Below are 25,112 nucleotides of genomic sequence, written 5' to 3'. Positions count from 1 at the left end.
ATGACGGCGATCACGCAGTTCGGCAAAGGTCTCGCGTAAGCGGGAGCCTAGGGCCACGAACGGTAGGGCGCGGGGCCCTGGGTTCCTGCGTGCGCAGGAACACGGTGGCGGCGCTATCGCCTCGATGAAATTGCGGGTAGAGCGACCTCAACTTCCCTCCCTGCAAGGGAGGGGTCGGGGGTAAGGCGTGCCGCGAGCACATCGCCCGAGGAAGCGCCCTACCCCAAACCCCTCGCCGGACTCTTGCTCGAAGCGCTTAGGTCTCACCCAGATGTCTCGTCTCCCCACCGTCGCGATCGTCGGTCGCCCCAATGTCGGCAAGTCGACGCTGTTTAATCGCCTCGTCGGCAAGCGGCTGGCGCTGGTGGACGACCGCCCCGGCGTGACGCGTGACCGCCGCGAGGGCGACGCGCACCTGCTCGGGCTCGACTTCCGCGTGATCGACACCGCCGGCTACGAGGACGAGGATCCCGACACGCTGCCGGGACGGATGCGGCGCCAGACCCAGGCCGCGGTCGACAGCGCTGACGTCGCGCTGTTCATGATCGACGCGCGCGCCGGGATCGTGCCGCTCGACGAGGAAATCGCGCGCTGGCTGCGCGGCGCCTCCACGCCGATCGTGCTGGTCGGCAACAAGGCCGAGGGCCGTGCCGCCGAGGCCGGGCTGATCGAGGCGCTGTCGCTCGGCTTCGGTGACGCGGTCCAGCTGTCCGCCGAGCATGGGGAGGGCGTCGCCGACCTGTTCGAGGCGCTGCTGCCCCACCTCGAGGCGCTCGAGCCAGAGGAGGTGGAAGAGGACGACGAGAGCCCCGACGCGCCGCTCAAGCTCGCCATCGTCGGTCGCCCGAACGCGGGCAAGTCGACCCTGGTCAACCGCATTCTCGGCGAGGACCGGATGATCACCGGGCCCGAGGCGGGCATCACGCGCGACTCGATCGCGATCGACTGGGTCTGGCACGGCCCCGACGGCCCACGCGACGTCCGCCTGATTGACACCGCGGGCATGCGCAAGCGCGCCAAGGTGCAGGACAAGCTGGAGAAGCTCTCCGTCGCCGACGCGCTTCACGCGGTCGACTTCGCCGAGGTGGTGGTGCTGCTGCTCGACGCGACGCTAGGTCTGGAGTCGCAGGACTTGCGCATCGCCGATCGCGTGCTGGAAGAGGGGCGCGCGCTGGTGATCGCGCTCAACAAATGGGACGTCGCCGAAGACCCCTCCAAGCTGTTCAATGGCGTGCGCACCGCGCTGGACGAAGGGCTGGCGCAGGTGCGCGGTGTGCCGCTGCTCGCGGTCTCGGCGGCGACGGGCAAGGGGATCGACCAGCTGATCGGCGCGGCGTTCGCCACGCGGGAGGCGTGGTCGCGCCGCGTCGGCACCGGCGAGCTCAACCGCTGGTTCGAGCGCGCGATCGAGGCCAATCCGCCGCCCGCGCCCGGCGGCAAGCGGATCAAGCTGCGCTATCTCACCCAGGCGAAGACACGGCCACCCGGCTTCGTGCTGTTCGGCACGCGCGTGGACGAGCTGCCGATGAGCTACCAGCGCTACCTGATCAACGGCATCCGTCGTGACCTGGGCTTCGGCGCGGTGCCGGTGCGGCTGATGCTGCGCGCGCCCAAAAATCCGTTCGCCGGGAGCTGACGCGTCACGCTTACCTCCTTTTTACCTTTCAGGCGCTAGGTCCCTGGGCCCGAACAGGAGGCGCATGTGGCGGACGGAGCGGTGGATCTGGTGGACCGGGCGGCGCTGGCGCGCGCGCGCGCCGAGCTGGGCGCCGGTTTCGCCCGCATCCTCGGCTATTTTCGTGAGGACGGCGTCAAGTCGCTGAGCGCGATCGAGGCAGCGATGCGCCAGGGGCAGGCCGCGGCGATGGTCATCCCCGCGCACACGCTCAAGGGGGAGGCGCGCCAGTTCGGCGCGATCGTGCTCGCCGCCTTGGCCGAGAAGATCGAGGATCACGCGCGGACCTGCGTCGAGCATCATGAGTCACCGCAGGACGCGATCGAGGACGTGGTCGCGCTGCGCCCGCTCTTCCTCCGCACGCTCGCGCTGCTGGAGGCCGAGGGCGCCACTCCCGTCGCGATGCGGCGGCCGGGGGGCTTTGGACGGCGGGTGGCGTAACGCATCCGCCATCCCGCACGCGATCAATCGATGCGTGACAATGACGATCGCTGCGCGGCGTTATTGCCCCGGCGGCGTCGACTGACGTGATCAGCCTTTCCGCGCCGGCGCATCCACGCGCTCGTTCGTCTCCGCCTTGAAGAAGGCGATGGCGGCTTGCAGCTGTTCGGCTTGGCGGAGCAGCGCGCGGGATGTCGCAGCAACTTGTTCCGATCCGGCGGCCGTCTGTTGTGCGGCGTAATCCAGTCGTCCGATCGCCTGGTTGATCTGCGCGGTTCCGAAATCCTGTTCGCGGCATGCGGCGGTGATCTCGTCGAACAGCTCGGCGGTTCGGCCGATGTCGGGTACCACCTTCGCCAGCATCGTCCCGGCATCGATCGCGGTGGTGACCGTCTTCTGCGACAGGATGCCAATCTCGACGGCGGCGGTTCGCGAGCGCTCGGCGAGTTGGCGGACTTCCGCCGCCACCACGGCGAAGCCGCGGCCGTGCTCACCCGCGCGCGCAGCCTCGATGGCGGCGTTGATCGCCAACAGGTCGGTCTGCTGGGCAATCTCTTGAACAACGGAGACTTCGCGCGCGATCGTCGTCATAGCGTCAACGGCTGCTGCGACCGCGGCACCACCGGCCGTCGCATCCTCGGCCGAGCGACGGGCGAGCTCCCTCGTCTCGCCGGCATTGTTTGCGGTCTGTTTGATGTTCGCCGCGATCTGCTCCATCGACGCCGAGGCTTCCTCGCTGGCCGCGGCCTGTTCGTTCGAACCGTCCGCCAATTGTTGGGCTGCCGTCCATAATTGCCGACTTCCGGCGGCAACATGAGCAGACGCCGTCATCGTATCGGTGACAATGGTGCGCAGCTTGCTCACCATGGTTTGCAGGGCCAGCCCCAACGTGTCGCGGTTCGATCGCGGGACGGCGGCGATCGTCAGGTCCCCGCTCGCAACGGCACGCGCGATATCGGCGGTGGCGTTGAGATGGACGATCACGCTGTTCAACGCTCTGGCGAGTTGGCCGATCTCGTCGCGCCGCGTGGTGCCGTCCACCTTGATCGCGAGATCGCCTAATGCCAGCCGCTCCATCACCGCAATCTCGGCCTGTATCGGCACCGTGATGCTGCGCAGCGTCCAGAGCCCCACGGTGACCATCACCGCGGTCGCCGCGAGGGCCACCGCCAGGGTGACGCTCCATGCCGTGTCATAGGCGCCCGCGGCGCGGTGAGCATCGTCGACCGCGGCGTCATCCTTGATCTGGATGATCGCTCCCAGCTTGTCGAAAGCCGCCACCAATGCGTCGCGGGCACGGGGGACCGCCGCCACGGCGGCCGCCTTCTCGTCGCGCGACAGGGCGGTGACGATCGTCGCGCGTATCGCAAGATAGCTGTTCCAGCTGCTGGTGAAGGCGGCGAAGGCGGCGGCTTCGACAGGGGAGTGGATCGTCGCGCGGTACGATCGTAGCAAGGTCGGGAAGGAGGTGTCCATCTCGACGAACTCGTCGTCGAGGCTCCTCTGCTCGAGCGGATCGGTGGCGATGATCTTTCGGATCGTCGTCGTATGATAACGCAAGAGCATGAACCGGATATCGTCGAGCATCGTCGTTTTCGGAAGAATCACATTCTTCGCGTTGGAGGCGGACAGATACACCGTATCGATACGACTCAAGGTAAAAACGCTGAGACTGGAAAGAGTTAGTACGGCCAGCCCGAGCAGTAAGAAGAGCTTTGCCGAAATCTTCATGTCTCTGGATCTCGCCGTCTACTATCAAGTATTTAAGCATAATAACTAGATGGCATCGATCCTGACCTGCGGCGATGGTAATGCTTTCCAGCGGACGCGGCGGTTGGGACACCTAGCTGCTTTATAGCAGGTCGGCGGCAGAACTCGTTCGCGTAGCCACGCACGCCCGTGTCAGCCTCGGACACGTCTTGGCAAGGTCAGCTGTGCGTCTCCGTCATCAACGACGATGAACGTGCTCATGTCAGGCGGCGAAGGGCTGGTGACGATCTCGCTTCAGCCACGGGGCTCACCCCGGCGGCCTCTTCGTACAGACAAGGGCTGGAACGATCACGCAGCGGTCGCGGACCAGGCGGACAGGGCAGACGGGCACGCGCGCGGCGGGGGACTAGCGCGGGAAGGCGGCTCGCCGGAGAGGGGCTTGTCAGCCGGCCGGTGGTCGTTCCAGACGTGCGATCTGGATCGTTGCCATCACTTAGCAGGGATCGTCCGGTGCGGCTCGGGCGTGTCAGCGCATGTGACCAGGGTCTGATTTCATTCGTCGAAAACGCCAGCGTGCTCCGGCGAACGCTGAGCCCAGGGTCACCAACGTTACCGGCTGTGGCTCTGGGCTCCCGCGTGCGCGAGAGCACGGTTCAGCTTGGGTGAGGCAGGCTGTAGAAGGATTGGCGCCTCGTCCCGGGATCGCGAACACGATCGATCCCGGGGCCGGGCTGAGAGCGGCGCGAGCCTCACCCCTTCAGATAGGGGGCGGCGCCGCTCTCGGGCTTGTCATGCTCGCTCACCGAGTTGAGCTGGATATAATTGTGGATACCCATGCGCTCGATCATTTCGAACTGGCGCTCGAGCGTGTCGACATGCTCTTCCTCGCTGGCGAGGATGCGCGCGAACAGCTCGCGGCTGACGAAGTCCTTCACTTCCTCGCAATAGGCGACCGCGGCCTTGAGCTGCGCCACCGCCTCGATCTCCATCGCGAGATCGGCCTTGAGCGCCTCCTCGACGGTTTCGCCGATGCGGAGCCGACCGAGCAGCTGGAAATTGGGCAGTCCGTCCAGGAACAGGATGCGCTCCGCCAGCCAGTCGGCGTGCTTCATCTCGTCGATCGACTCGTGACGCTCGAACTCGGCGAGCTTGTACACGCCCCAATGATCAAACAGGCGGTAATGCAGCCAATATTGATTGATCGCCGTCAACTCGTTCTTCAACGACTCGTTGAGAAAGTCGATGACCTGGGGGTCGCCCTTCATGCCGGTCTCCAAGGATTAGATCGGCACGCCGAATAGCCCGGAGCGGAGCCCGGCGAAAGACATAAAGTGTCGAGCGGTCGGTCGGTTACTTGCTGCGAGCGCTACGCAGCCGCACGTTCCTCATCGATAATTGCGCGAGCATATTGAACACATTGGCCGCATTTCGGTGAACGGCCGAGGCACCGGTACGCCTGGCAGGGGGTGGCAGCACCCGATCTTGCCGCCTCGCGCACCTGACATTCACGGATAGCATTGCACACGCAGACGACCATGTGGCCTCCCTCTCGGCTGCGAGTCGTGTAGCGGCGTTGCGAACCGTTCGCAAGGGAAATGCGACGCGTTCGCATCTACGAGCGTCGGCGACGCAGCGGCTGTGCTGCGCCGCGTGCCAGCGAGCGCCAAAGCCACTCGGCCGGGCCATAGTGGAAATGCCGGAGCCAGGCGGGCGACCAGAGCAGTAGCAGGCCCCATAGCGGCGGCAGCACCGCATAGGCCTCGGCGCGACCCCAGCGCGCGAACTGACCCGCGCCCCAGCCGTAGAAAAACGCGGCGAGGAGCAGGCTGGACAGGAGATAGTTGCTCAGCGCCATCTGACCCACCGCGGCGAACCGGTCGGTCAGCCGCGACGGCGGGCGCCAGAGCAACAGTGCGGCATAGCCGGCGACCATCGGCGCGTGGATCAGCGGGCCGAGCGCGAACGAGGCGGTGACCACTGCTGTCGTGCCGAATTGGCGTGCGACAAGGTGCGCCGCCAGCGCGCCCTCCAGCACCAGCCCGAGCGGCAGCGTCGCCGCGGCGACCCAGCCATAGCGCGCGCGCGGCCACGCGCCGGTGACGAAGCCGGTGCGAAACGCGGCCATGCCAAGCAGCATGTAGCCGAGCGTCTCCGGCCCGTTGGCGAGCAAGCCGCCGACCGCGCCGGCGTCGTGCCGCCAGCGCCAGACCATTCCGTCCGCGAGCGGGCCGCGCAGCGCGGCGATCTCGTCCAGCAGGAGGTGTGCGGGTGGGCGTCCGAAGCTCTGCTCGATCGCGGCGTGGGTCGTCGGCGCGACGGCGGCCTGAACGAGCGCGATGCCGCCGATCGTCGCGAGCAGCAGCGCGGACGCGGCAGCGAGCAGCAGCACCCGCACGGGCGCGTGGACGAACAGCAGCGCCCCAATGCCGACCAGCGCATAATGGTGGAGGATGTCGCCGTACCACAGCAGGTACAGATGCGCGGCGCCGATCAGGTACAAAACCCCCATGCGGCGGAGATGCACCGCCGCGCCATTCTCGCCGGCGGCGTCGGCGCGTCCGATCACCAGCAGCAGCGAGGCGCCGAACAAGGCCGCGAACAGGCCGCGCATCTTGCCCTCGATCACGACGAAGGTGAACGCCCAGGCGGTGATGTCGGCGGGCGTGGTACCGCCCGCGGCTAACGGCGAGAAGTAGGCGGCCTGGGGCAGCGCAAAGCCGGGCAGGTTGGCGAGCGTGATTCCCAGCACCGCGACGCCGCGCAGGAAATCGAGCGCGACGAGGCGTTTGGCGGCGATCATGGCGAACGCGTGCTAGGAGCGTAGCCGGGAACTGGCAACGGGCGAGATCCTCCCCAGCCACGGGAAGGCAGACCATCGCGCAAAGCGCGATCGTGTAGCGGGATGGCGGCATGCGAGCCGATGCGCGTGTGGCGAGCCGCCTCAACCACCCAGCCATGGCGGGCGGTCCTCCTCCCTGTGAAAGGGAGGAGTCCGTCAGCGCTAGATCGCCGCTTCGCCCGCCATCAGCTTCGGGAAGAAGCCCTCATGCGCCGCGCGCAACTGATCGAGCGGCACGCAATAGTCGCCGTCGCGCAGCTCGAAGATCACGCGCGTGCCGATCGTGCGGCCGAGCGGGTCGGCATCGACCCCGGCGTCGAGCGCGGCCTGGAGGAAGTCGAGCAGCGCATGGTCGTGGACGGTTACGATATAGACGCCCTGCTCTTCGGCGAAGAGCGCGGCGGCGGTCTCGAACGGCAGCGCGCGATCGATCATCGCGCCGATGTTGCCCGCCAGCGCCATCTCCGCGATCGCCACCGCAACGCCGCCATCGGCGACGTCATGCACGGCGCCGAGGCGTCCGGCGTCGATCTGTGCGCGGATGAAGTCGCCGGTGCGGCGCTCCGCCTCCAGGTCGACGCGCGGCGGCGGGCCTTCCTCGCGCCCGTGCAGCTCGCGCAGCCACAGCGACTGGCCGAGATCGCCGCGGCGCGTGCCGACCACGACAATGACGTCACCGGTCTGCTTGAACGCGATCGTCGCGCTCTTCTGCCAGTCCTTGAGCAGCCCGACGCCGCCGATCGCGGGGGTCGGCAGGATCGCGGAGCCGCCGCCGGTCGCCTTGCTCTCATTGTAGAGGCTGACGTTGCCGCTCACGATCGGGAAGTCGAGCGCGCGGCACGCCTGCGCCATGCCGTCGAGGCAGCCGGTGATCTGGCCCATGATCTCGGGGCGCTGCGGGTTGGCGAAGTTGAGGCAGTTGGTGATCGCCAGCGGGGTCGCGCCCACCGCGGTGAGGTTGCGCCACGCCTCGGCCACCGCCTGCTTGCCGCCCTCGACCGGGTCGGCGAAGCAGTAGCGCGGGGTGCAGTCGGTCGTCATCGCCAGCGCCTTGTCGGTGCCGTGAACGCGCACCACCGCGGCGTCGCCGCCGGGGCGCTGCACCGTGTCGGCGCCGACCATGTGGTCGTATTGCTCCCAGATCCAGCGCCGGCTGGCGATGTCGGGCGAACCCATCAGCGCGAGCAGGTCGGCCGCAGGATCCTTGCAGTCGGGAATGTTCACGAGCGCCTTGGCGGTCGGGGTGGGGACGTGCGGACGGTCGTACAGCGGGGCGTCGTCGGCGAGCGGCGCAAGCGGGATGTCGCACACGGTCTCGCCCTGCCACTTGAGCACCATCCGGCCGGTATCGGTGACATGGCCGATCACCGCGAAGTCGAGCTCCCACTTCTCGAAAATCGCGCGCGCGAAATCCTCGCGGCCGGGCTTGAGCACCATCAGCATGCGCTCCTGCGACTCAGAGAGCATCATCTCGTACGGCGTCATGCCGGTCTCGCGCTGGGGCACGTCGTCCATCACCAGCTCGATGCCCACGCCGCCCTTGCTCGCCATCTCGACCGAGGAGGAGGTGAGCCCCGCCGCGCCCATGTCCTGGATCGCGACGATCGCGTCCGAGGCCATCAGCTCGAGGCACGCCTCGATCAGCAGTTTCTCGGTGAAGGGATCGCCGACCTGGACGGTGGGGCGCTTCTCGTCCGCATCCTCGCCGAAGTCAGCGGAGGCCATGGTCGCGCCGTGGATGCCGTCGCGCCCGGTCTTGCTGCCGACATAGACGATCGGATTGCCCACGCCCGAGGCGGCCGAGTAGAAGATCTTGTCGGTATCGGCGACGCCCACGGTCATCGCGTTGACGAGGATGTTGCCGTCATAGGCGGGGTGGAAGTTCACCTCGCCTCCCACCGTCGGCACGCCGACGCAATTGCCGTAGCCGCCGATGCCGTGGACCACGCCCGAGATCAGATGCCGCATCTTCGGGTGATCGGGCCGGCCGAAGCGCAGCGCGTTGAGGTTCGCCACCGGGCGCGCGCCCATGGTGAAAACGTCGCGCAGGATGCCGCCGACGCCCGTCGCCGCGCCCTGATAGGGCTCGATGTACGAGGGGTGGTTGTGGCTCTCCATCTTGAAGATGACCGCCTGACCGTCGCCGATGTCGACCACGCCCGCGTTCTCGCCCGGACCGCAGATCACCTGCGGGCCCTCGGTCGGCAGCTTCTTGAGGTGGATGCGGCTCGACTTGTAGCTGCAATGCTCCGACCACATCACCGAGAAGATGCCGAGCTCGACGAGGTTGGGCTCGCGGCCCAGCGCGTTGAGCACGCGCTCATATTCATCGGGGGACAGGCCGTGCTCGGCGACGATCTCGGGCGTGATGGCGGTCATGGCTGGCGCGCATAGCGGCTGTGTGTCGCGGTGGCCAGACGGTGTGGGGGGAAGCCGGACGAGATCAGCGCCGCCGTGCTCCTGCGCACGCAGGAGCCCAGGGTTATCAGGCGCGACGCTCGCGGCTCTGGGCTCCTGCGTGCGCAGAAGCACGGCGGTCGCTCGTCACTGCGGACTTGATCCGAGGTGCATGGTGCCGCGCACGTGACGTGGGTGGCGCTCGCGGGGCTATGGATGCCGGGTCAAGCCCGGCATGACGGGGCTGGGTTAGCGCCGCTTCCTTCTCAGCCGCCGCAGCAGCCCGCGCTTTTCAAACGCCTCGAACATCTCGCCCGGTCCCTCGGGATCGAGCACCTCATTGTCCGCCAGCCATTTCTCGACCGAGTTGAGGTCGTCCACCTCATAGGGCACCAGCGTCCGGCCGCTGCCGCGCAGCGCCTCGATCGTGGCGATCAGCCCGTCGCGCGCGACCCGCTCGCTCACCAGCGCGGGGTCGACGCCGAGATGCTCTGCGATCAGGTCGTCACGAATCGCCGTGATCGTCGCGGCCCCGTCGGTAATGGTGACGTCGCACTCGGTGTCGAGCCGCAGCGAGCGGTTGTTGAAGTTGGACGAGCCGATCCGGATCGCCTGGTCGTCGATCACCGTCACCTTGGCGTGGCAGTAGATCGGCGTGCCCTTCTCGTTGATCGGGTGATACATCCGGAAGCGGCCGCGATGGTCGCGCCGGCGCAGCTCGGTGACGAGCCGCGCGCGTGCCGTGTCCATCGCGATCGGCTCGAGCCAGCCCTGCGCGGTCACCGGGTTGATCACGACGATCTCGGGCGGATCGTCTTCCACCAATCTTGCCGCGATCGCCTCGGCGATGCGGCGGGACGCGAAATATTGGCTCTCGGCGTAGATGCGCTTCCTCGCCGAGGCGATCAGCGCGAGGTACAGCCGCTCGATCTCGAGGATCTCGTCCTGCCCGTCAAAGTCGGGCTGCGAGCGCGACACCGCCACGTCGACATCGGCGAAGACGGGCGTGAGCGACTCGGGCCAGCAGCTGCCCTCGCGCGGCGGCGGCGGCGCGATCTCGGCGCCGCCCGCGATCGCCCAGCGCGTGCGGCACAGCTCGCCCAGCGCTTTTGCGATCGGCCCCTGGAGGGCCGTCGTCGCATCGTGCCACGGCTTGTACGCGCGGCCGCTGGGGGAGGTGCGGCGCGGATCGTCATCGACGTGCGCGCGCGTGTCCCAGCGCTCGTCGGTCATGTCGATCCCGCCGCAAAAGGCGAGGCAATCGTCGATTACCACGATCTTCTGGTGCTGCGAGGCGGCAACCGGGTGATGACCGTCGAGCAGCAGGTGGATGCGCGGCTGGCGGTAGCGCCAGTTGAGCAGGGTCCACAGCGTCTTGCCGCGCCCGAGCGTCTTGATCGCGCCTTTGTCCCAGCGAAGGATATGGACCTGCAGCCCCGGTGTGCGGTCGACCAGCCAGGAGATGAACGCGCCGACGTCGGTGGGCGCCTCGGGATGGTCGTCGTCATAGGCGAGATTGATTCGCGCGTCGAAATCCCAGCCGACCAGCAGGATCTGGTGCTGGGCGCGCAGCATCGCCTGCCGCGCGGCGCGGAAATAGGCGTCCGCGTCGATCACCACCGCGGCCTGGGTGGCGCGCTCGACGCGCCAGCGCGTGTTTTCGGGGAGGATCACAGGATCTCGAACACCCGCTCGGGCGGTCGCGCGAGCCGGACGCCCTTGTCGGTCTCGACCAGCGGACGCTCGATCGTGGCGGGATCGCGCGCCATCAGGTCGAGCGCGGCCGCGTCGCCGGCGACCGGCGGTGCGTTGCGGCGGAGCGCGTCGCGCAGTGCGATCCCGCCGCGCGCGAGCAGCGCGGCCAGCGTCTCACGCGAGGGCGGCGTCTTGAGATACTCGATGACGGTCACGTCGGCGCCCGCTTCCTGCAAGAGCGCGAGCGCCTGGCGCGACTTGGAGCAGCGCGGGTTGTGGTAGATCGTCGCCGCGCCCCCCGCCACCGTCACGCGTCCTGGCGCGCCAGCCACTCCTCCAGCCATTTGATCGTGTAGCTCCCCTGCTGGAACTCCGGGTCGTCGAGCAGCGCCTGATGGAGCGGGATCGTGGTCTTCATGCCCTCGATCACGAACTCCTCCAGCGCGCGGCGCAGGCGACGCAGCGCGCCCTGCCGGGTGGTCCCATAGACGATCAGCTTGGCGATCATGCTGTCATAGTAAGGCGGCACCATATAGCCCGCATACAGTCCCGAATCGACGCGGACGTGCATCCCGCCCGGAGCGTGATATTGCGTCACCCGGCCTGGCGAGGGCGCGAAGGTGCGCGGGTCCTCGGCGTTGATGCGGCACTCGATCGCGTGGCCGCGGAAGACCACGTCCTCCTGGCGCAGCGTCAGCGGGTGCCCTTCGGCGACGCGGATCTGCTCGCGCACCAGGTCGAGCCCGGTGATCGCCTCAGTCACCGGATGCTCCACCTGGAGTCGGGTGTTCATCTCGATGAAGTAGAACTCGCCGTTCTCCCACAGGAACTCGATCGTTCCTGCGCCGCGATAGCCCATATCGGCCATCGCCTTGGCGACGGTTCCGCCCATCCGCTCGCGCTCCTCGGCGGAGATCACGGGAGAGGGCGCCTCCTCCAGCACCTTCTGGTGGCGGCGCTGGAGCGAGCAGTCGCGCTCGCCGAGGTGGATGGCCTGGCCGTTGCCGTCGCCGAACACCTGGAATTCGATGTGGCGCGGATTGCCGAGATACTTTTCCATGTAGACGGTGGCGTCGCCGAACGCCGCCTTTGCCTCGGTCCCGGCCTGCTGCATCAGCGTCTCGAGCTGATCGGGCGACTGACACACCTTCATGCCGCGACCACCCCCGCCGCTCGCGGCCTTGATGATGACCGGATAGCCGATCCGCTCGGCCAGCGCCTGCGCCTCGGCCACGTCGCTGATCGCGCCGTCCGAGCCCGGCACCAGCGGCAGCCCCAGCGCGCCCGCGGTGCGCTTGGCCTCGACCTTGTCGCCCATCACCCGGATATGCTCGGGCTTCGGGCCGACGAAGATCAGGTTGTGCAGCTCGACGATCTCGGCGAACTTGGCGTTCTCGCTGAGAAAACCATAGCCGGGATGGATCGCGTCCGCGCCGGAGATCTCCGCGGCGGAGATGATGTTGGGAATGTTGAGATAGCTGTCGGTCGCGGCCGGCGGGCCGATGCAGATCGCCTCGTCGGCGAGGCGGACGTGCATCGCGTCGGCATCGGCGGTGGAGTGCACCGCCACCGTCTTGATGCCCATCTCGTGGCACGCGCGGTGGATCCGCAGCGCGATCTCGCCGCGATTGGCGATCAGCAGCTTCTTGATCTGGGGCAAGGGCGTTACTCGACCACCACGAGCGGCTGGTCGAACTCGACCGGCTGGCCGTTCTCGACCAGCACCGCCTTGACCACTCCGGCGCTCGGCGCGGTGATCGGGTTCATCACCTTCATCGCCTCTACGATCAGCAACGTGTCGCCCGCAGCGACGCTCTGACCCACCGCGGCGAACTGCTTGGCACCCGGCTCGGCGGCGAGATAGACGGTGCCGACCATCGGCGAGCGCACCGCATTGGCGTGCGACGGCGCCGAGGGCCCAGCGGTGTCGACCTGCGGCGGCGCCCCGGCGCCCGGCGCGGCGGCGGCAGGCGCCGGCGCATAGTGCATCGCCGGCGCGGCATTGACCGCCGCTGCCTTGCGCGCGACGCGGATCTTGCGCTCGCCGTCCTCAACCTCGATCTCGGTCAGCTGGGTGGTGTCGAGCAGCTCGGCGAGCTGGCGGACCAGATCGACGTCGACCTGCATCGCGCCGCCGTTGTGAGAGATGTCAGCCATGCAACCCTGTTTCCCCTAGATAGGGCGCGCTCCCTGTCAGAAGCGGGCCGCAGCTTCAAGCGCGAGCGTGTACGACATCGCGCCGAAGCCGGTGATGGTTCCCTTGGCGGCGCTGCCCACCAGCGAGACGTGGCGGAAGCTCTCGCGCGTGTGCGGATTGGACAGGTGCACCTCGATCACGGGCGTTTTGATGGCCTTGATGGCGTCGTGCAGCGCCACCGAGGTGTGCGTGTACGCCGCGGCGTTGAGCAGCACCGCGCGCGCGTCCACCGCCTGCGCCTCGTGCAGCCACTCGACCAGATGCCCCTCATGGTTCGACTGGCGCAGGTCGACCCGCAGCCCGAGCTCGCGGGCGCGATCCTCGAGCTGGCCGGCGATGTCGTCGAGCGTGTCATGGCCGTAGATTTCCGGCTCGCGCGTGCCGAGCAGGTTGAGGTTGGGGCCGTTGAGGACGAAGACGATGTCGGTCATGCTTTTCCCTGGGGCTGCTGCCCTTCGTGCAGGCGTCATTGCATCCGCGGCGCGCGCGCGCAACGTTGCCCCTGCGGCCGTGCGGTCCTAGATGGCGCGCATGGCACATTCCGACGGCACCATCACCATCACCCTCAACGGCGAGCACAAGCGGGTTCCTGCCGGGCTCTCGATCGCAGCCTTGGCGGAATCGCTCGGGCTGGTGCCCGAGAAGCTCGCGGTCGAGCGCAACCTGGAGGTGGTGCCGCGCTCGACGCTGGGCGAGGTGCAGGTCGAAGATGGCGACGAGCTGGAGATCGTCCACTTCGTCGGCGGCGGCGACCATGCCGCGCCGCTCACCGACGACAGCTGGACCGTAGCGGGGCGCACCTTTCGTTCGCGGCTGATCGTCGGCACGGGCAAGTACAAGGATTTCGCTCAGAACGCCGCCGCGCTCGAGGCGTCGGGCGCGGAGATCGTCACCGTCGCGGTGCGCCGCGTCAACGTCAGCGATCCCAGCGCGCCGATGCTGACCGACTTCATCGATCCCAAGCGCGTGACCTACCTCCCGAACACCGCGGGCTGCTTCACCGCCGAGGACGCGATCCGCACGCTGCGGCTGGCGCGCGAGGCGGGCGGCTGGGACCTCGTCAAGCTCGAGGTGCTTGGCGAGGCGCGCACGCTCTACCCCAATATGCGCGAGACGCTGAAGGCCACCGAAGTGCTCGTGCGCGAGGGCTTCAAGCCGATGGTCTATTGCACCGACGATCCGATCGCGGCGAAACAGCTGGAGGATGCCGGGGCGGTCGCGATCATGCCGCTGGGCGCGCCGATCGGCTCGGGGCTGGGCATCCAGAACCAGGTGACGATCCGGCTGATCGTCGAGGGCGCGAGCGTGCCGGTGCTGGTCGATGCCGGCGTCGGCCAGGCGAGCGACGCCGCGGTGGCCATGGAACTCGGCTGCGACGGCGTGCTGATGAACACCGCGATCGCCGAGGCGAAGGACCCGATCCTGATGGCGGCGGCGATGCGCTCTGCGGTGGAGGCGGGGCGGATGAGCTACCGCGCCGGCCGCATGGGCAAGCGCCGCTACGCCGACCCGTCGAGCCCGCTGTCGGGGCTGATCTGAGCCGTGGCGAATTGACGTAGGTCAAGCACGCGGCGGAACATCGCCGTTCTGGGTCCGTTGTTCTGTCACCGGGTTACACCAGACGGAGAATGACGATGGGCGAGCTCACCGACAAGATCAAAGGCAATGTCAACGAGCTGGTCGGCAAGGCCAAGCAGGCGGTGGCGGACAAGGATCCGGCGGATCGTACGGCCGCGGACGATCGCCTTGCCGCCGAGGGCGCGGCGCAGGAGACCAAGGGCAAGGGCCAGCAGTTCGCCGGCAAGGTGAAGGGCGCGCTTGGCGACGATATCTGATCGTTCGAATCGAGTGACCGAGGGCCGTCGCGGGAGACCGCGGCGGCCCTCCTCATTGGGGTGTTGAGCGGGCGACGATCCCCGTCACACGGCGTCGTCCTGAACTCGTTTCAGGATCCACCGCGCCGCAGACCCAGCAGCGCGGAAGGCGCTCAACCGTGGACCCTGAAACAAGGTCAGGATGACGCCAGTCGGTTTGAAAGCCGGTCGCCGACCCGGCGACCCGCTTGCCTTAATTCTTCCGCAGCGCGCTTAGTGTCAGCCCTGCGGTGATTTGCTCGACGTCGGTGCGGCAGTGGAGCAGCCGGACGCCGCGCTCGGCGAGCGCGCGGTCGAGCGCGGGGGCGAAATCCTCGGTACGCTCCACCGTCTCCGCCCAGCCGCCGAAAGCGCGTGCCAGCGCGGCGAAGTCCGGGTTGACCAGTCGCGTCGCCGACGGGCGGCCAGGGTATGCGCGCTCCTGGTGCATCCGGATCGTTCCGTACGCGCCGTTGTCGACGAGGATCACGAGCATGTCGGCGCCGTGCTGGACCGCGGTGGCGAGTTCCTGGCCGTTCATCAGGAAGTCGCCGTCGCCCGCCAGCGCGACCACGCTGCGCCCCGGCCGCCGCAGCGACGCGGCGACCGCAGCGGGCACGCCATAGCCCATCGCGCCCGCGGTCGGCGCCAGCTGTGTCCCCGGTCCGGCGTAGCGCCAGTAGCGATGCCACCAGCCCGAAAAATTGCCAGCGCCGTTGCAGATGATGGTGTCAGCCGGCAGCTTCTCGCGCATCGTCGCGACGCACGGGCCGAGGTCGAGCGCGACGCCGTCGCGGGCGCGCGGCGTGCTCCACGCCTCATAGGCGGTGCGCGCCTCCGCGGCGTGCGGGTGAACGCCGCCGTCGAGCGGCACCAGCGCCTCTGCGAACTCGGCCATGCCGGCGCAGATTGCGAGGTCGGTGGCGTAGGTACGCCCCAGTTCCTCGGGATCGGGATGAACGTGGACCAGCCGCTGCCCCGGGTGATCGGGCGTGACCAGCTGATAACCGTCGGTGGTCGCCTCGCCGAGCCGCGCGCCGACGACGACCAGCAGGTCGGCGCCGCGCACGCGCTCGACCAGTGCCGGGCTGGGGCCATAGCCGAGGTTGCCGGCATAGGCCGGGCAGTCGTTGGCGATCGCGTCCTGGCGGCGGAAGGCGGCGGCGAGCGGCACGCCGGTGCGCGTCGCCCAGTCCGCCATCGCCGCCGCGGCGGCCACGTCCCAGCCGGCGCCGCCGACGATCGCGAGCGGGTTTTCGGCGGTGGCGAGCAGGTCGCGCAGATGCTCGATCGAGTCCTCGTCGACCGCCTGGGCGACGCGCTCGACGCGCGCGCGATCCGGAGCGGTCACGCTGTCGAGCAGCATGTCCTCGGGCAGCGCCAGCACCACCGGGCCGGGCCGGCCGTTGATCGCGGTGGCATAAGCGCGCGCGACATATTCGGGGATACGCTTAGCGTCGTCGATCCGCGCCACCCATTTCGCGATCGGCGCAAACATCGCCTGGAAGTCGATCTCCTGGAACGCCTCACGGTCGCGCGTCGAGCGGTCGACGTCGCCGACGAACAGGATCATCGGCTGCGAGTCCTGCATCGCGACGTGGACGCCGATCGCGGCGTTGGTCGCGCCGGGGCCGCGCGTGACGAAGGCGATGCCGGGGCGGTGGGTCAGCGCACCGTCGGCGCAGGCCATGAACGCGACGCCGCCCTCCTGCCGACACGTCACCACCTCGATCGCGGGCGTGTCGTGCAGCGCGTCGAGCACCGCGAGGAAGCTCTCCCCCGGCACGGTGAAAAGACGGTCGCAGCCCTGCGCGACGAGCTGGTCGACGAGCAAGCGTCCACCGGTGCGGGGTTCGGTCATGCGGCGAGCCTAGCCGCGACGAAGGGCCTCGCGATAGAGGGTATTAGTTCCCAAGCGACGCGGCTTCCTTTCCGCTCGCGGGATCCCGTTACGAGACTCGGGAACGCTCCTCACCTTCCGTCATCCCGGACTTGGTCCGGGATTCACTCCTCCGCGAAAGCGACGCTTTCAAAGCGTGCGGCACGGTGGATCCCGGACCAAGTCGGGGATGACGGCTTGGCTTGGGAAAGTTCTCGTCGCAGGAGACGACGATCCCATTCACTCGCGCACTCACCACCGTACCAAACCCATCGCACACCCGATTGCCTTCGCCGCGCCGACCGCTAAGGATCCCGCCCATGCGGGACACGGTGATCTTCGACTTCGGCGGGGTGATCACCTCCTCGCCGTTCGCGGCGTTCAACCGGCTGGAGCGCGAGCGCGGCCTGCCGGTCGACCTGATCCGCCGCCTCAACGCCACCGATCCGGACAGCAACGCCTGGGCCCGCTTCGAGCGCGCCGAGATCGACGCCGCTACCTTCGACCGCGACTTCGCCGCCGAGGCCAAGGCGATCGGCCATGAGCTGCGCGGGCGCGACGTGCTGGCGCTGCTCTCCGGCGACGTCCGCCCGCGCATGGTGCACGCGCTCGACTGGCTCAAGCGCGCGGGCTTCCACATCGGCTGCATCACCAACAACGTGCCCGCCGGCGACACGCCGCGCGACCCGCAGGCGGTCGCCGCGGTGGCTGCGGTGCTCGCGCGCTTCGATCACGTGGTGGAGAGCAGCAAGGTCGGCATCCGCAAGCCCGACCCGCGCATCTATCTTATGATGTGCGAGACGCTCAGCAAGCGCCCCGACCAGTGCGTCTACCTCGACGATCTCGGGGTGAACTGCAAGGCCGCCGCGTCGCTGGGCATGGCAGCGATCAAGGTGACCGGCGAGGGGCAGGCGCTTGACGATCTGTGCGCGGCGCTCGGCGTCACGCCGGGCCATTTCTGAGGGAGACAGCGGGTGGTGGACAAGCTCTACGACAGCGCCGCGGCGGCGCTCGACGGGCTGCTGTTCGACGGCATGACGATCTGCGCCGGCGGCTTCGGTCTGTGCGGCATTCCGGAGCGGCTGATCGACGCGATCCAGGCTGCGGGCGTGACCGGGCTGACCGTCGCCAGCAACAATGCCGGGATCGACGGCGAGGGGCTCGGCAAGCTGCTGCGCACGCGCCAGATCGTCAAGATGATCTCGAGCTACGTCGGCGAGAACAAGGAGTTCGAGCGCCAGTATCTCAGCGGCGAGCTGGAGGTGGAGTTCTGCCCGCAGGGGACGCTGGCGGAGCGCTGCCGTGCCGGCGGCGCGGGCATCCCCGGCTTCTACACCAAGACCGGCGTCGGCACGTTGGTGGCCGAGGGCAAGGAAGTGAAGTCCTTCGATGGCGAGGATTATATTCTCGAACGCGGTATTCGCGCCGATCTGTCGATCATCAAGGGCTGGAAGGCGGACACCAGCGGCAACCTCGTGTTCCGAAAGACCGCGCGCAACTTCAACCAGCCGATGGCGACCGCGGGCAGGATCTGCGTCGCCGAGGTGGAGGAGGTGGTGCCGGTCGGCGCGCTCGATCCCGACCACGTCCACCTGCCGGGCATCTACGTGAAGCGGATGATCGTCGGCGCACCCTATGACAAGAAAATCGAGTTCCGCACGACGCGCCCGCGCGCGGAGGCCGGTGCGGCGTGACGTCACGGCTGCTGGTATCGGGCGCGGCGGCGGCGCTGCTCGCCGGTTGCGCGACCGCTCGCCCCGAGCGTCCGCCACCACCCGTCGCGAGTCTCGCGACCGAGGCGTCGGCGCCGGCCGCGCTGCCGGCGGGCGCAATGGCCTATCTTTATGGCTCGGCCGAGGCCGCGGCGCTGAGCGAGCAGACCTTCAACGCGCTCACCGCCTATGTTCGCGGCATGATCGAGCGTTCGCGCGACCGCCACGGGCGGTTGCCGAGCGAGCGCCGGGCCGGCACGTTGCCGCGCTGGCCGCAATCGGCGGTGCTCGTGCCGGGCGCAACCGCGGCCAGCGCCGAGACGATCCCGTGCAGCGGGTTGCCGCCTGCGGTGGTCCTCGACATGGACGAGACCGTGGTGCTCAACCTCGGCTATGAATATAATGACGTGCGCACCGGCGCGGCTTATGACGCCAAGCGCTGGGATCGCTGGGAGCGGACCGGCGCCGACAAGGTCGTCGCGGTGCCCGGCGCGGTCGCGGCGTTCCGCCAGTTACGTGCGCTCGGCGTGACGATGGTGATCAACACGAACCGCTCGGCGGACAACGCCGACGCCACGGCCGCGGCGCTGCGCGCGGCTGGCCTGGGCGAGTTTCGCCACGGCGACACGCTCTACCTGAAGGGCGATGTCGACGGTCGCTCGGGCAAGGACGCGCGACGGCTCGAGATCGCCAAGCATTATTGCGTCCTCGCGCTCGTCGGCGACCAGCTCGGCGATTTCGCCGACCTGTTCAACCCGCCCGGCCCGGCGCCCGCGCTCGGTCGCCGCGCGCTCGCCAGCGTGGGGCCGATCCAGGCGCGCTGGGGGCAGGGGTGGTTCGTGCTGCCCAACCCGGTCTACGGCACGGGGCTCGGCACCGACTGGGACGAGACCTTCCCGCAGAACAAGCGCTGGGGCGACGCCCCGGCCGAAGGAGCGAAGTGATGAGCTGGGATCGCAACGCCATGGCCGCGCGCGCCGCGCGCGAGCTGCGCGACGGCTATTACGTCAATCTCGGCATCGGCATCCCGACGCTGGTGGCCAACAACATCCCCGACGGCATCACCGTGACGCTGCAGAGCGAGAACGGCATGCTCGGCATCGGTCCGTTCCCCTATGACGACGAGGTCGATCCCGATCTGATCAACGCGGGCAAGCAGACGATCAGCGAGCTGCCGCAATCGGTCTATTTCGGCAGCGAGCAGAGCTTCGCGATGATCCGCGGCGGGCACATCGACCTCACCGTGCTCGGCGCGATGGAGGTGTCCGAGCGCGGCGACATCGCCAATTGGATGATCCCGGGCAAGATGATCAAGGGCATGGGCGGCGCGATGGACCTGGTCGCCGGGGTCAAGAAGATCATCGTCGTGATGGAGCATGTCGCCAAGGACGGCGCGCCCAAGTTCCTCCCGTCGTGCACGCTGCCGCTGACCGGGCGCGATGTGGTCGACATGATCGTGACGGATCTGGCGGTGTTCCAACGCCCCGACCATCACAGCGCCTTCCGGCTCATCGAGCTTGCGCCGGGGGTGACAGCGGACGAGGTCGCCGCCAAAACGAGCGCGCACTACGAGGCCTGACACGATGGCGTATACGCTGATCACCGCCAACCGGAACTACTCGAGCTGGTCGCTGCGGCCGTGGCTGCTGATGCGCGCGCTCGGAATCGCGTTTGAGGACCGCTTCGAGCCGTTCGCGACGCTGGACAATTACGCGGCGTTCCGTGCCTTCTCGCCGACCGGGCAGGTGCCGGTGCTGTCCGACGGGGAGCGCGTGGTGTGGGACTCGCTCGGCATCGCGCTTTACCTCGCCGAGCGCCACCCCGGCGTGTGGCCCGCAGACGAGGCGGCGCGCGCCTGGGCGGTCTGCGCGGTGGCGGAGATGCACGGCGGCTTCGGCGCGCTGCGGCGCGAGCGGACGATGACGGTGGGACAGCGGATCGCACCGACGCGCGGCTCGGACGCGTTGGCGCGCGACGTTGCGCGGATCGCCGAGCTGTGGGGCGAGGGGCTGGCGCGGTTCGGCGGACCGTGGCTGGCAGGCGAGCATTTCACCGCGGTGGACGCTTTCTACGCGCCGGTGGCGTTCCGCGTGCGCGCATGGGGGATCGACGTCGGCGCGGCGGGCGCGCGCTGGGTCGAGACGCTGCTGGCGCAGCCGGCGACGCGCGAGTGGGAGGCAGCCGCTTTGGCCGAGACCTTCCGCGAGGAAGGACATGAGGCCGAGGTGGCCGAGTATGGCGAGGTGACCGAGGATCATCGCGCCACGGCGTGAGCGGGTTCTTTCAACGCGCCGCGGTGCTCCTGCGCCGGCAGGAGCCCAGGGTGACCGAGCGGGGCGCTCGCGGCGCTGGGTTCCTGCGTGCGCAGGAACCCGAGGCGTTCTGTAGCAAAGGCTCCCCGCCGAGCGGCGTCATCCTGAACTCGTTTCAGGATCCACGGTGCGGCGTACTCAGGCGCGGAGACGCTTGCGGGACGGTGGATCCTGAAACGAGTTCAGGATGACGCCAGTTGGGGGGGGGCGACCTTTTCAGACCCATTCCACTGGAGAGGGCCACTTACGCACTTACCCATTCTGCCGGTCTCCGGCCAAAACCCGCGACATTTCCTATCGCTCTGCCTTGGAGGCACAGACCTTTTCGGTTAACAGCCGCAGATTATGCCAAGTCCGCGCACCTTGTACGAGAAGGTCTGGGACGCTCACGTAGTCGAGCGCCGAGACGATGGTTCCTGCCTGGTCTACATCGACCGCCACCTTCTCCACGAGGTGACCAGCCCGCAGGCGTTCGAGGGCCTGCGCGCCGCCGGTCGTCGCGTGCGCCGGCCCGATCTCACGCTCGCGGTGCCCGACCACAACCTGCCCACCACCGCGCGCACCGATGCCGTCGGGCAGGAGCTGCCGATCGCCGACCGCGAGAGCGCCGAGCAGCTCGCCGCGCTGCGCCGCAACGTCGCCGAGTTCGGCGTACCCTATATCGATGCGCTGTCGGCGCGGCAGGGGATCGTCCATGTCGTCGGCCCCGAGCAGGGTTTCACGCTGCCGGGCACGACGATGGTGTGCGGCGACAGCCATACCTCGGCGCATGGCGCGCTGGGCGCGCTCGCCTTCGGTATCGGTACCAGCGAGGTGGAGCATGTGCTGGCGACGCAGACGCTGATCCTCTCGCCCTCCAAGACGATGGAGGTGCGCGTCGACGGCACGCTCGGCTATGGCGTCAGCGCCAAGGACGTGGTGCTCGCGATCATCGGCAAGATCGGCGCGGCGGGCGGCACCGGCCATGTCATCGAGTTCACCGGCGAGGTGATCCGCGCGCTGTCGGTCGAGGGGCGACTGACGATCGCCAATATGTCGATCGAGGGCGGCGCGCGCGCGGGCATGATCGCGCCCGACGAGACCACTTTCGCCTATCTCAAGGGCCGCCCGATGGCGCCGCAGGGCGAGGACTGGGTGCGCGCGGTCGACTGGTGGCGCACGCTGCCGAGCGACGCCGGCGCGCGCTACGACAAGGTCGTGCGGCTGGAGGCGAGCGACATCGCGCCGGCGCTCACCTGGGGCACCAGCCCCGAGGACGTCGTGCCGATCACCGGCAGCGTTCCCGCGCCCGACAGCTTCGCCGACGCCTCGAAGCGCGCGGCGGCGCAGAAGTCGCTCGATTACATGGGGCTCACCCCGGGCATGCGGATGCAGGACGTGTCGATCCAGCACGTCTTCATCGGCAGCTGCACCAACAGCCGGATCGAGGACCTCCGCGCCGCCGCCTCGGTGGCGAACGGCCGTCATGTCGCCGATGGCGTGCGCGCCTTGGTCGTGCCCGGCTCGGGGCTGGTCAAGCGCCAGGCCGAGGCGGAGGGGCTCGACCGGATCTTCACCGCCGCCGGCTTCGAGTGGCGCGAACCGGGCTGCTCCATGTGCCTCGCGATGAATCCCGACAAGGTGCCGGCGGGCGAACGCTGCGCCTCGACGTCGAACCGAAACTTCGTGGGAAGGCAAGGACCTGGGTCGCGTACCCATCTGTTGTCACCGGCGATGGCGGCCGCGGCGGCGGTGACCGGGCGGCTTGCCGACGTCCGCGAGCTGATGGGCTGACGCACAAGAAGCAAGGGGTTGCGTGATGAAGAAAGTGCTCATGTTCCTGATCGCCGGCTCGGTGCTGAGCGGCGTGGCGGCCTATGCGGCGATCGCCAAGCCCGCGATCCCGCCGAGCAACCCGGCGCGCTGATGCAGCCCGTCACCCGCGTCAGCGGCACCGCTTATCCCTGGGGCGCCAAGAACGTCGACACCGACGTCATCATCCCGGCGCACTGGCTCAAGACGATCACGCGCTCCGGCCTCGGCCGCGGCGCGTTCGAGACGGTGCGCGCGCAGCCCGGCAACCTCTTCGACGACCCGCGCTACGCCGGCGCGCCGATCCTGATCGCGGGCGACAATTTCGGCTGCGGCTCGAGCCGCGAGCATGCCGCCTGGGCGCTGGCCGACATGGGCGTGCGCGCGGTGATCGCGCCGAGCTTCTCCGACATTTTTTCGGGCAATGCGTTTAAGAACGGCATCGTCACCGTGGTGCTGCCGCAGGACGCGGTCGACCGCCTCGTCGAGGTGGCGAAGACCGATCCGGTCACCGTCGACCTCGAGACGATGACGGTCACCACGCCGTACCAGGATCGCTACACGTTCGAGCTCGACCCCTTCCGCCGCCGCTGTCTGATGGAGGGGCTGGACGAGGTCGGCCTCACGCTGGCAAAGGATACCGTGATTTCGAAATTCGAGGAGCGGCTCGGCGTCGAGCGGCCCTGGATCGGCGGGAGAGCGGATGATGCGGGCCTTGCTGTCGAGGGCGCCCGGCGGACCTGACACGCTGGAGATCGGCGATTTGCCCGATCCCATCGCGGGTGCGGGCGAGGTGGTGGTCGCCGTAAGGGCCTGCGCGATCAACTATCCCGACGTGCTGGTGATCGAGGACCGCTACCAGATGCGTCCGACGCGCCCCTTCGCGCCGGGCGGCGAGATCGCCGGCGTGGTCGAGGCGGTCGGGGAGGGCGTCACCCGCTGGCAGGTCGGTGACCGCGTGATGGGTAACACGATGATGGGCGGGCTGAGCGAGCGGTTGCGCTTCGCCGCGGACTCGCTCCACGCCGTGCCCGATGGGCGCAGCTTCGAGGAAGCCTCGGCGCTGCTGCTCACTTATGCGACGACGATCCACGCTCTGGTCGATCGCGGCGCGATCGCCGCGGGCGAGCGGCTGCTGGTGCTGGGCGCCGCGGGCGGGGTCGGGCTCGCCGCGGTCGAACTGGGCAAGGCGCTCGGCGCGCACGTCGTCGGCGCGGTGTCGAGCGAGGCCAAGGCGGCGGCGGTGCGCGCGGCCGGTGCGGACGAGGTGCTGGTCTACGATCGCGCGCCGTTCGACAAAGACCAGAGCCGGGCGTTGGCGGACCGCTTGAAAGCGGCGGCGGGGCCGGACGGTTTCGATCTCGTCTTCGATCCCGTCGGCGGCGACTATGCCGAGCCGGCACTGCGCTCGCTCGGCTGGGAGGGGCGCTACCTCGTGGTCGGCTTCCCCGCCGGCATTCCTAGGCTGCCGCTCAACCTGACGCTGCTGAAGAGCTGCGACGTGCGCGGCGTCTTCTGGGGTGCGTTCGCCGCGCGCCATCCCGAGCGCAACCGCGCGCACATCGCTCGCCTGCTCGAGCTGTGGGGCGAGGGTAGGATCGCGCCGCGCGTCACCGAGGTGTTCCCGTTCGAGCGCGGCGGCGAGGCGATCGCGCGCCTGGCCGCGCGCGAGGCGGTCGGCAAGCTGGTGGTGCGGGTGGGCGCTTAGGTTGCACCGTCGCCGCAGCCATGTCGCCAGGTGCCCCGTATCGTCGTGAGCAACGGCGGCGGTGTGCGCCCCGACCGGCCCTTTTGGATGGCGCCATCATTCGGGGGATCAGGTACCACCGCCCCCATCCGTCATCCCGGACGTGTTCCGCGATCCGCTGCTCCGCGTTCTTACGTCCCGGTGGGCACGCGGCACGTTGGATCCCGGAACAGGTCCGGGATAACGGAAGAAGAAGCAGGCGACTGCCTCGACCTCCCACGTGCCCCGGTCGCCGGCCCGTTGCGCCGCGCCCCGGCGCGCACTATCCCGAACGGATGTACCGTGGGGAACCAGCATGACCGCTTTCGAGGACCGCCAGCGCGCGTTCGAAGCCAAGTTCGCGCGCGACGAGGAAGTGGCGTTCCGCATCGTCGCGCGCCGCAACCGCCTCGTCGGGCAATGGGCCGCCGAGCTGATGCAGCTCACCCCCGCCGAGACCGATGCTTATGCCAAGGCGGTCGTCCAGGCCGACTTCGAGGAGGCCGGCGACGAGGACGTGGTGCGCAAGGTGTACGGTGACCTCACCGCCGCCAACGTCGACGTCGAGGAGGCGGCGGTACGCCGCGCGCTCGAGGAGAAGACGATCGAGGCGCGGCGCCAGCTGCTGCAGTCGGAGTAAGACGGACATGCCGATGGAAGGGGCGGAAATCGCCGCGCTGATCAAGGCAGGCATCCCCGATGCCGAGGTGGAGATGACCGATCTCGCGGGCGACGGGGACCATTGGTCTGCGCGCGTCGTGGCGCCGTCGTTCGCGGGCATGCCGCGGGTCAAGCAGCATCAGGCGGTCTATGCCGCGCTGGGCGGGCGGATGGGCGGCGTGCTGCACGCCTTGCAGTTGACCACCGCCGTCCCGAAATAAGCGC

25 protein-coding genes are annotated in these 25,112 nt (G+C 68.8%); 14 read left to right on the top strand and 11 right to left on the bottom strand.

All coding sequences use genetic code 11. The annotated features are described in order from the left end of the window. Nucleotides 1–271 precede the first annotated feature (271 nt). Nucleotides 272–1,636: a ribosome biogenesis GTPase Der gene (gene der, locus ACMGDM_RS00750; protein ID WP_436802226.1), complete on the top strand. Its 1,365-nt coding sequence runs from the start codon at nt 272–274 to the stop codon at nt 1,634–1,636. A 66-nt stretch (nt 1,637–1,702) separates the two neighbouring features. Beyond that, nucleotides 1,703–2,116, top strand: coding sequence for an Hpt domain-containing protein (locus tag ACMGDM_RS00745; RefSeq protein ID WP_436802225.1), 414 nt, complete (start codon nt 1,703–1,705; stop codon nt 2,114–2,116). A gap of 90 nt (nt 2,117–2,206) precedes the next feature. Here ACMGDM_RS00745 and ACMGDM_RS00740 read toward each other — a convergent pair whose 3' ends face one another. The 10 genes from ACMGDM_RS00740 to aroQ all read right to left on the bottom strand — a co-directional run bounded on the left by ACMGDM_RS00740 (nt 2,207) and on the right by aroQ (nt 13,385). After that, on the bottom strand, nt 2,207–3,847 hold the full coding sequence (locus tag ACMGDM_RS00740) for a methyl-accepting chemotaxis protein (protein ID WP_436802224.1): 1,641 nt from the start codon (nt 3,845–3,847) through the stop codon (nt 2,207–2,209). Between the two features lie 728 nt (nt 3,848–4,575). Next, the gene (gene bfr, locus ACMGDM_RS00735; RefSeq protein ID WP_436802223.1) at nt 4,576–5,091 is read right to left on the bottom strand and encodes a bacterioferritin; all 516 of its coding nucleotides are present in this window, start codon (nt 5,089–5,091) and stop codon (nt 4,576–4,578) included. Nucleotides 5,092–5,192: 101 nt separating this feature from the next. Next, nucleotides 5,193–5,363 (bottom strand): (2Fe-2S)-binding protein, encoded by a 171-nt coding sequence (locus ACMGDM_RS00730; RefSeq protein ID WP_436802222.1) that lies wholly within the window; start codon nt 5,361–5,363, stop codon nt 5,193–5,195. Between the two features lie 75 nt (nt 5,364–5,438). Further along, nucleotides 5,439–6,626 carry a DUF418 domain-containing protein gene (locus tag ACMGDM_RS00725; RefSeq protein ID WP_436802221.1) on the bottom strand — a complete coding sequence of 396 codons (1,188 nt, stop codon included), beginning with the start codon at nt 6,624–6,626 and terminating at the stop codon, nt 5,439–5,441. A 201-nt stretch (nt 6,627–6,827) separates the two neighbouring features. Next, complete coding sequence (gene purL, locus ACMGDM_RS00720) at nt 6,828–9,044, bottom strand: phosphoribosylformylglycinamidine synthase subunit PurL (RefSeq protein ID WP_436802220.1); 2,217 nt, start codon at nt 9,042–9,044, stop codon at nt 6,828–6,830. 267 nt (nt 9,045–9,311) lie between these two features. Then, nucleotides 9,312–10,736, bottom strand: a complete 1,425-nt coding sequence (locus tag ACMGDM_RS00715) for a phospholipase D-like domain-containing protein (RefSeq protein ID WP_436802219.1) — start codon at nt 10,734–10,736, stop codon at nt 9,312–9,314. Next, a complete protein-coding gene (locus tag ACMGDM_RS00710) occupies nt 10,733–11,068 on the bottom strand; it encodes an arsenate reductase family protein (RefSeq protein WP_436802218.1) in 336 nt (111 codons plus the stop codon). Before ACMGDM_RS00710 ends, ACMGDM_RS00715 begins: the two co-directional genes overlap by 4 nt. Beyond that, on the bottom strand, nt 11,065–12,417 hold the full coding sequence (gene accC / locus ACMGDM_RS00705; protein WP_436802217.1) for an acetyl-CoA carboxylase biotin carboxylase subunit: 1,353 nt from the start codon (nt 12,415–12,417) through the stop codon (nt 11,065–11,067). Before accC ends, ACMGDM_RS00710 begins: the two co-directional genes overlap by 4 nt. A 5-nt stretch (nt 12,418–12,422) precedes the next feature. Further along, complete coding sequence (gene accB, locus ACMGDM_RS00700) at nt 12,423–12,914, bottom strand: acetyl-CoA carboxylase biotin carboxyl carrier protein (protein ID WP_436802216.1); 492 nt, start codon at nt 12,912–12,914, stop codon at nt 12,423–12,425. Between the two features lie 36 nt (nt 12,915–12,950). Continuing rightward, nucleotides 12,951–13,385 (bottom strand): type II 3-dehydroquinate dehydratase, encoded by a 435-nt coding sequence (aroQ, locus tag ACMGDM_RS00695; RefSeq protein WP_436802215.1) that lies wholly within the window; start codon nt 13,383–13,385, stop codon nt 12,951–12,953. 100 nt (nt 13,386–13,485) lie between these two features. Between aroQ and thiS the strand changes: the two genes are divergently transcribed. Both thiS and ACMGDM_RS00685 read left to right on the top strand, forming a co-directional pair. Next, entirely contained in the window at nt 13,486–14,493 is a 1,008-nt protein-coding gene (gene thiS / locus ACMGDM_RS00690) for a sulfur carrier protein ThiS (protein WP_436802214.1), read from the top strand. Nucleotides 14,494–14,588: 95 nt separating this feature from the next. Beyond that, nucleotides 14,589–14,789, top strand: a complete 201-nt coding sequence (locus ACMGDM_RS00685; protein ID WP_436802213.1) for a CsbD family protein — start codon at nt 14,589–14,591, stop codon at nt 14,787–14,789. A 232-nt stretch (nt 14,790–15,021) separates the two neighbouring features. On the opposite strand, the gene ACMGDM_RS00680 is transcribed toward ACMGDM_RS00685, so the two are convergent. After that, a complete protein-coding gene (locus ACMGDM_RS00680; protein WP_436802212.1) occupies nt 15,022–16,668 on the bottom strand; it encodes a thiamine pyrophosphate-binding protein in 1,647 nt (548 codons plus the stop codon). 338 nt (nt 16,669–17,006) lie between these two features. Here ACMGDM_RS00680 and ACMGDM_RS00675 point away from each other — a divergent pair, with 338 nt between their 5' ends. From ACMGDM_RS00675 to ACMGDM_RS00630, 10 genes are all read left to right on the top strand, one after another. Then, nucleotides 17,007–17,648 (top strand): HAD-IA family hydrolase, encoded by a 642-nt coding sequence (locus ACMGDM_RS00675; protein WP_436802211.1) that lies wholly within the window; start codon nt 17,007–17,009, stop codon nt 17,646–17,648. A gap of 15 nt (nt 17,649–17,663) precedes the next feature. Beyond that, the gene (locus ACMGDM_RS00670; protein ID WP_436803602.1) at nt 17,664–18,380 is read left to right on the top strand and encodes a CoA transferase subunit A; all 717 of its coding nucleotides are present in this window, start codon (nt 17,664–17,666) and stop codon (nt 18,378–18,380) included. Continuing rightward, entirely contained in the window at nt 18,377–19,342 is a 966-nt protein-coding gene (locus ACMGDM_RS00665; RefSeq protein ID WP_436802210.1) for an HAD family acid phosphatase, read from the top strand. Before ACMGDM_RS00670 ends, ACMGDM_RS00665 begins: the two co-directional genes overlap by 4 nt. Further along, a complete protein-coding gene (locus tag ACMGDM_RS00660; protein ID WP_436802209.1) occupies nt 19,342–19,977 on the top strand; it encodes a 3-oxoacid CoA-transferase subunit B in 636 nt (211 codons plus the stop codon). The genes ACMGDM_RS00665 and ACMGDM_RS00660 overlap by 1 nt, the downstream gene beginning before the upstream one ends. A 4-nt stretch (nt 19,978–19,981) precedes the next feature. Further along, the gene (locus ACMGDM_RS00655) at nt 19,982–20,671 is read left to right on the top strand and encodes a glutathione S-transferase family protein (RefSeq protein WP_436802208.1); all 690 of its coding nucleotides are present in this window, start codon (nt 19,982–19,984) and stop codon (nt 20,669–20,671) included. Between the two features lie 384 nt (nt 20,672–21,055). Then, nucleotides 21,056–22,483: a 3-isopropylmalate dehydratase large subunit gene (gene leuC, locus ACMGDM_RS00650; RefSeq protein ID WP_436802207.1), complete on the top strand. Its 1,428-nt coding sequence runs from the start codon at nt 21,056–21,058 to the stop codon at nt 22,481–22,483. 132 nt (nt 22,484–22,615) lie between these two features. Beyond that, complete coding sequence (gene leuD / locus ACMGDM_RS00645; protein WP_436802206.1) at nt 22,616–23,245, top strand: 3-isopropylmalate dehydratase small subunit; 630 nt, start codon at nt 22,616–22,618, stop codon at nt 23,243–23,245. Further along, nucleotides 23,208–24,209, top strand: coding sequence for an NADPH:quinone oxidoreductase family protein (locus ACMGDM_RS00640; RefSeq protein ID WP_436803601.1), 1,002 nt, complete (start codon nt 23,208–23,210; stop codon nt 24,207–24,209). The genes leuD and ACMGDM_RS00640 overlap by 38 nt, the downstream gene beginning before the upstream one ends. Before the next feature lie 334 nt (nt 24,210–24,543). Beyond that, nucleotides 24,544–24,867, top strand: a complete 324-nt coding sequence (locus ACMGDM_RS00635; protein WP_277979711.1) for a DUF1476 domain-containing protein — start codon at nt 24,544–24,546, stop codon at nt 24,865–24,867. Nucleotides 24,868–24,874: 7 nt separating this feature from the next. Further along, entirely contained in the window at nt 24,875–25,108 is a 234-nt protein-coding gene (locus ACMGDM_RS00630; protein WP_183920569.1) for a BolA family protein, read from the top strand. Nucleotides 25,109–25,112 lie beyond the last annotated feature (4 nt).

Source organism: Sphingomonas larreae (assembly GCF_051400595.1).
Taxonomy (GTDB): Bacteria; Pseudomonadota; Alphaproteobacteria; order Sphingomonadales; family Sphingomonadaceae; genus Sphingomonas.
Note: the sequence above shows the minus strand (reverse complement) of the source record. Positions and strands in the feature narration are given on the sequence as shown.

Excerpts from the sequence above, each read along its gene's own strand:
- der (WP_436802226.1), top strand. The coding sequence starts at position 272 with ATGTCTCGTCTCCCCACCGTCGCGATCGTCGGTCGCCCCAATGTCGGC.
- ACMGDM_RS00740 (WP_436802224.1), bottom strand. The coding sequence starts at position 3,847 with ATGAAGATTTCGGCAAAGCTCTTCTTACTGCTCGGGCTGGCCGTACTA.
- bfr (WP_436802223.1), bottom strand. The coding sequence starts at position 5,091 with ATGAAGGGCGACCCCCAGGTCATCGACTTTCTCAACGAGTCGTTGAAG.
- ACMGDM_RS00730 (WP_436802222.1), bottom strand. The coding sequence starts at position 5,363 with ATGGTCGTCTGCGTGTGCAATGCTATCCGTGAATGTCAGGTGCGCGAG.
- ACMGDM_RS00725 (WP_436802221.1), bottom strand. The coding sequence starts at position 6,626 with ATGATCGCCGCCAAACGCCTCGTCGCGCTCGATTTCCTGCGCGGCGTC.
- purL (WP_436802220.1), bottom strand. The coding sequence starts at position 9,044 with ATGACCGCCATCACGCCCGAGATCGTCGCCGAGCACGGCCTGTCCCCC.
- accB (WP_436802216.1), bottom strand. The coding sequence starts at position 12,914 with ATGGCTGACATCTCTCACAACGGCGGCGCGATGCAGGTCGACGTCGAT.
- aroQ (WP_436802215.1), bottom strand. The coding sequence starts at position 13,385 with ATGACCGACATCGTCTTCGTCCTCAACGGCCCCAACCTCAACCTGCTC.
- thiS (WP_436802214.1), top strand. The coding sequence starts at position 13,486 with ATGGCACATTCCGACGGCACCATCACCATCACCCTCAACGGCGAGCAC.
- ACMGDM_RS00685 (WP_436802213.1), top strand. The coding sequence starts at position 14,589 with ATGGGCGAGCTCACCGACAAGATCAAAGGCAATGTCAACGAGCTGGTC.
- ACMGDM_RS00680 (WP_436802212.1), bottom strand. The coding sequence starts at position 16,668 with ATGACCGAACCCCGCACCGGTGGACGCTTGCTCGTCGACCAGCTCGTC.
- ACMGDM_RS00675 (WP_436802211.1), top strand. The coding sequence starts at position 17,007 with ATGCGGGACACGGTGATCTTCGACTTCGGCGGGGTGATCACCTCCTCG.
- ACMGDM_RS00660 (WP_436802209.1), top strand. The coding sequence starts at position 19,342 with ATGAGCTGGGATCGCAACGCCATGGCCGCGCGCGCCGCGCGCGAGCTG.
- ACMGDM_RS00655 (WP_436802208.1), top strand. The coding sequence starts at position 19,982 with ATGGCGTATACGCTGATCACCGCCAACCGGAACTACTCGAGCTGGTCG.
- leuC (WP_436802207.1), top strand. The coding sequence starts at position 21,056 with ATGCCAAGTCCGCGCACCTTGTACGAGAAGGTCTGGGACGCTCACGTA.
- leuD (WP_436802206.1), top strand. The coding sequence starts at position 22,616 with ATGCAGCCCGTCACCCGCGTCAGCGGCACCGCTTATCCCTGGGGCGCC.
- ACMGDM_RS00640 (WP_436803601.1), top strand. The coding sequence starts at position 23,208 with ATGCGGGCCTTGCTGTCGAGGGCGCCCGGCGGACCTGACACGCTGGAG.
- ACMGDM_RS00635 (WP_277979711.1), top strand. The coding sequence starts at position 24,544 with ATGACCGCTTTCGAGGACCGCCAGCGCGCGTTCGAAGCCAAGTTCGCG.
- ACMGDM_RS00630 (WP_183920569.1), top strand. The coding sequence starts at position 24,875 with ATGCCGATGGAAGGGGCGGAAATCGCCGCGCTGATCAAGGCAGGCATC.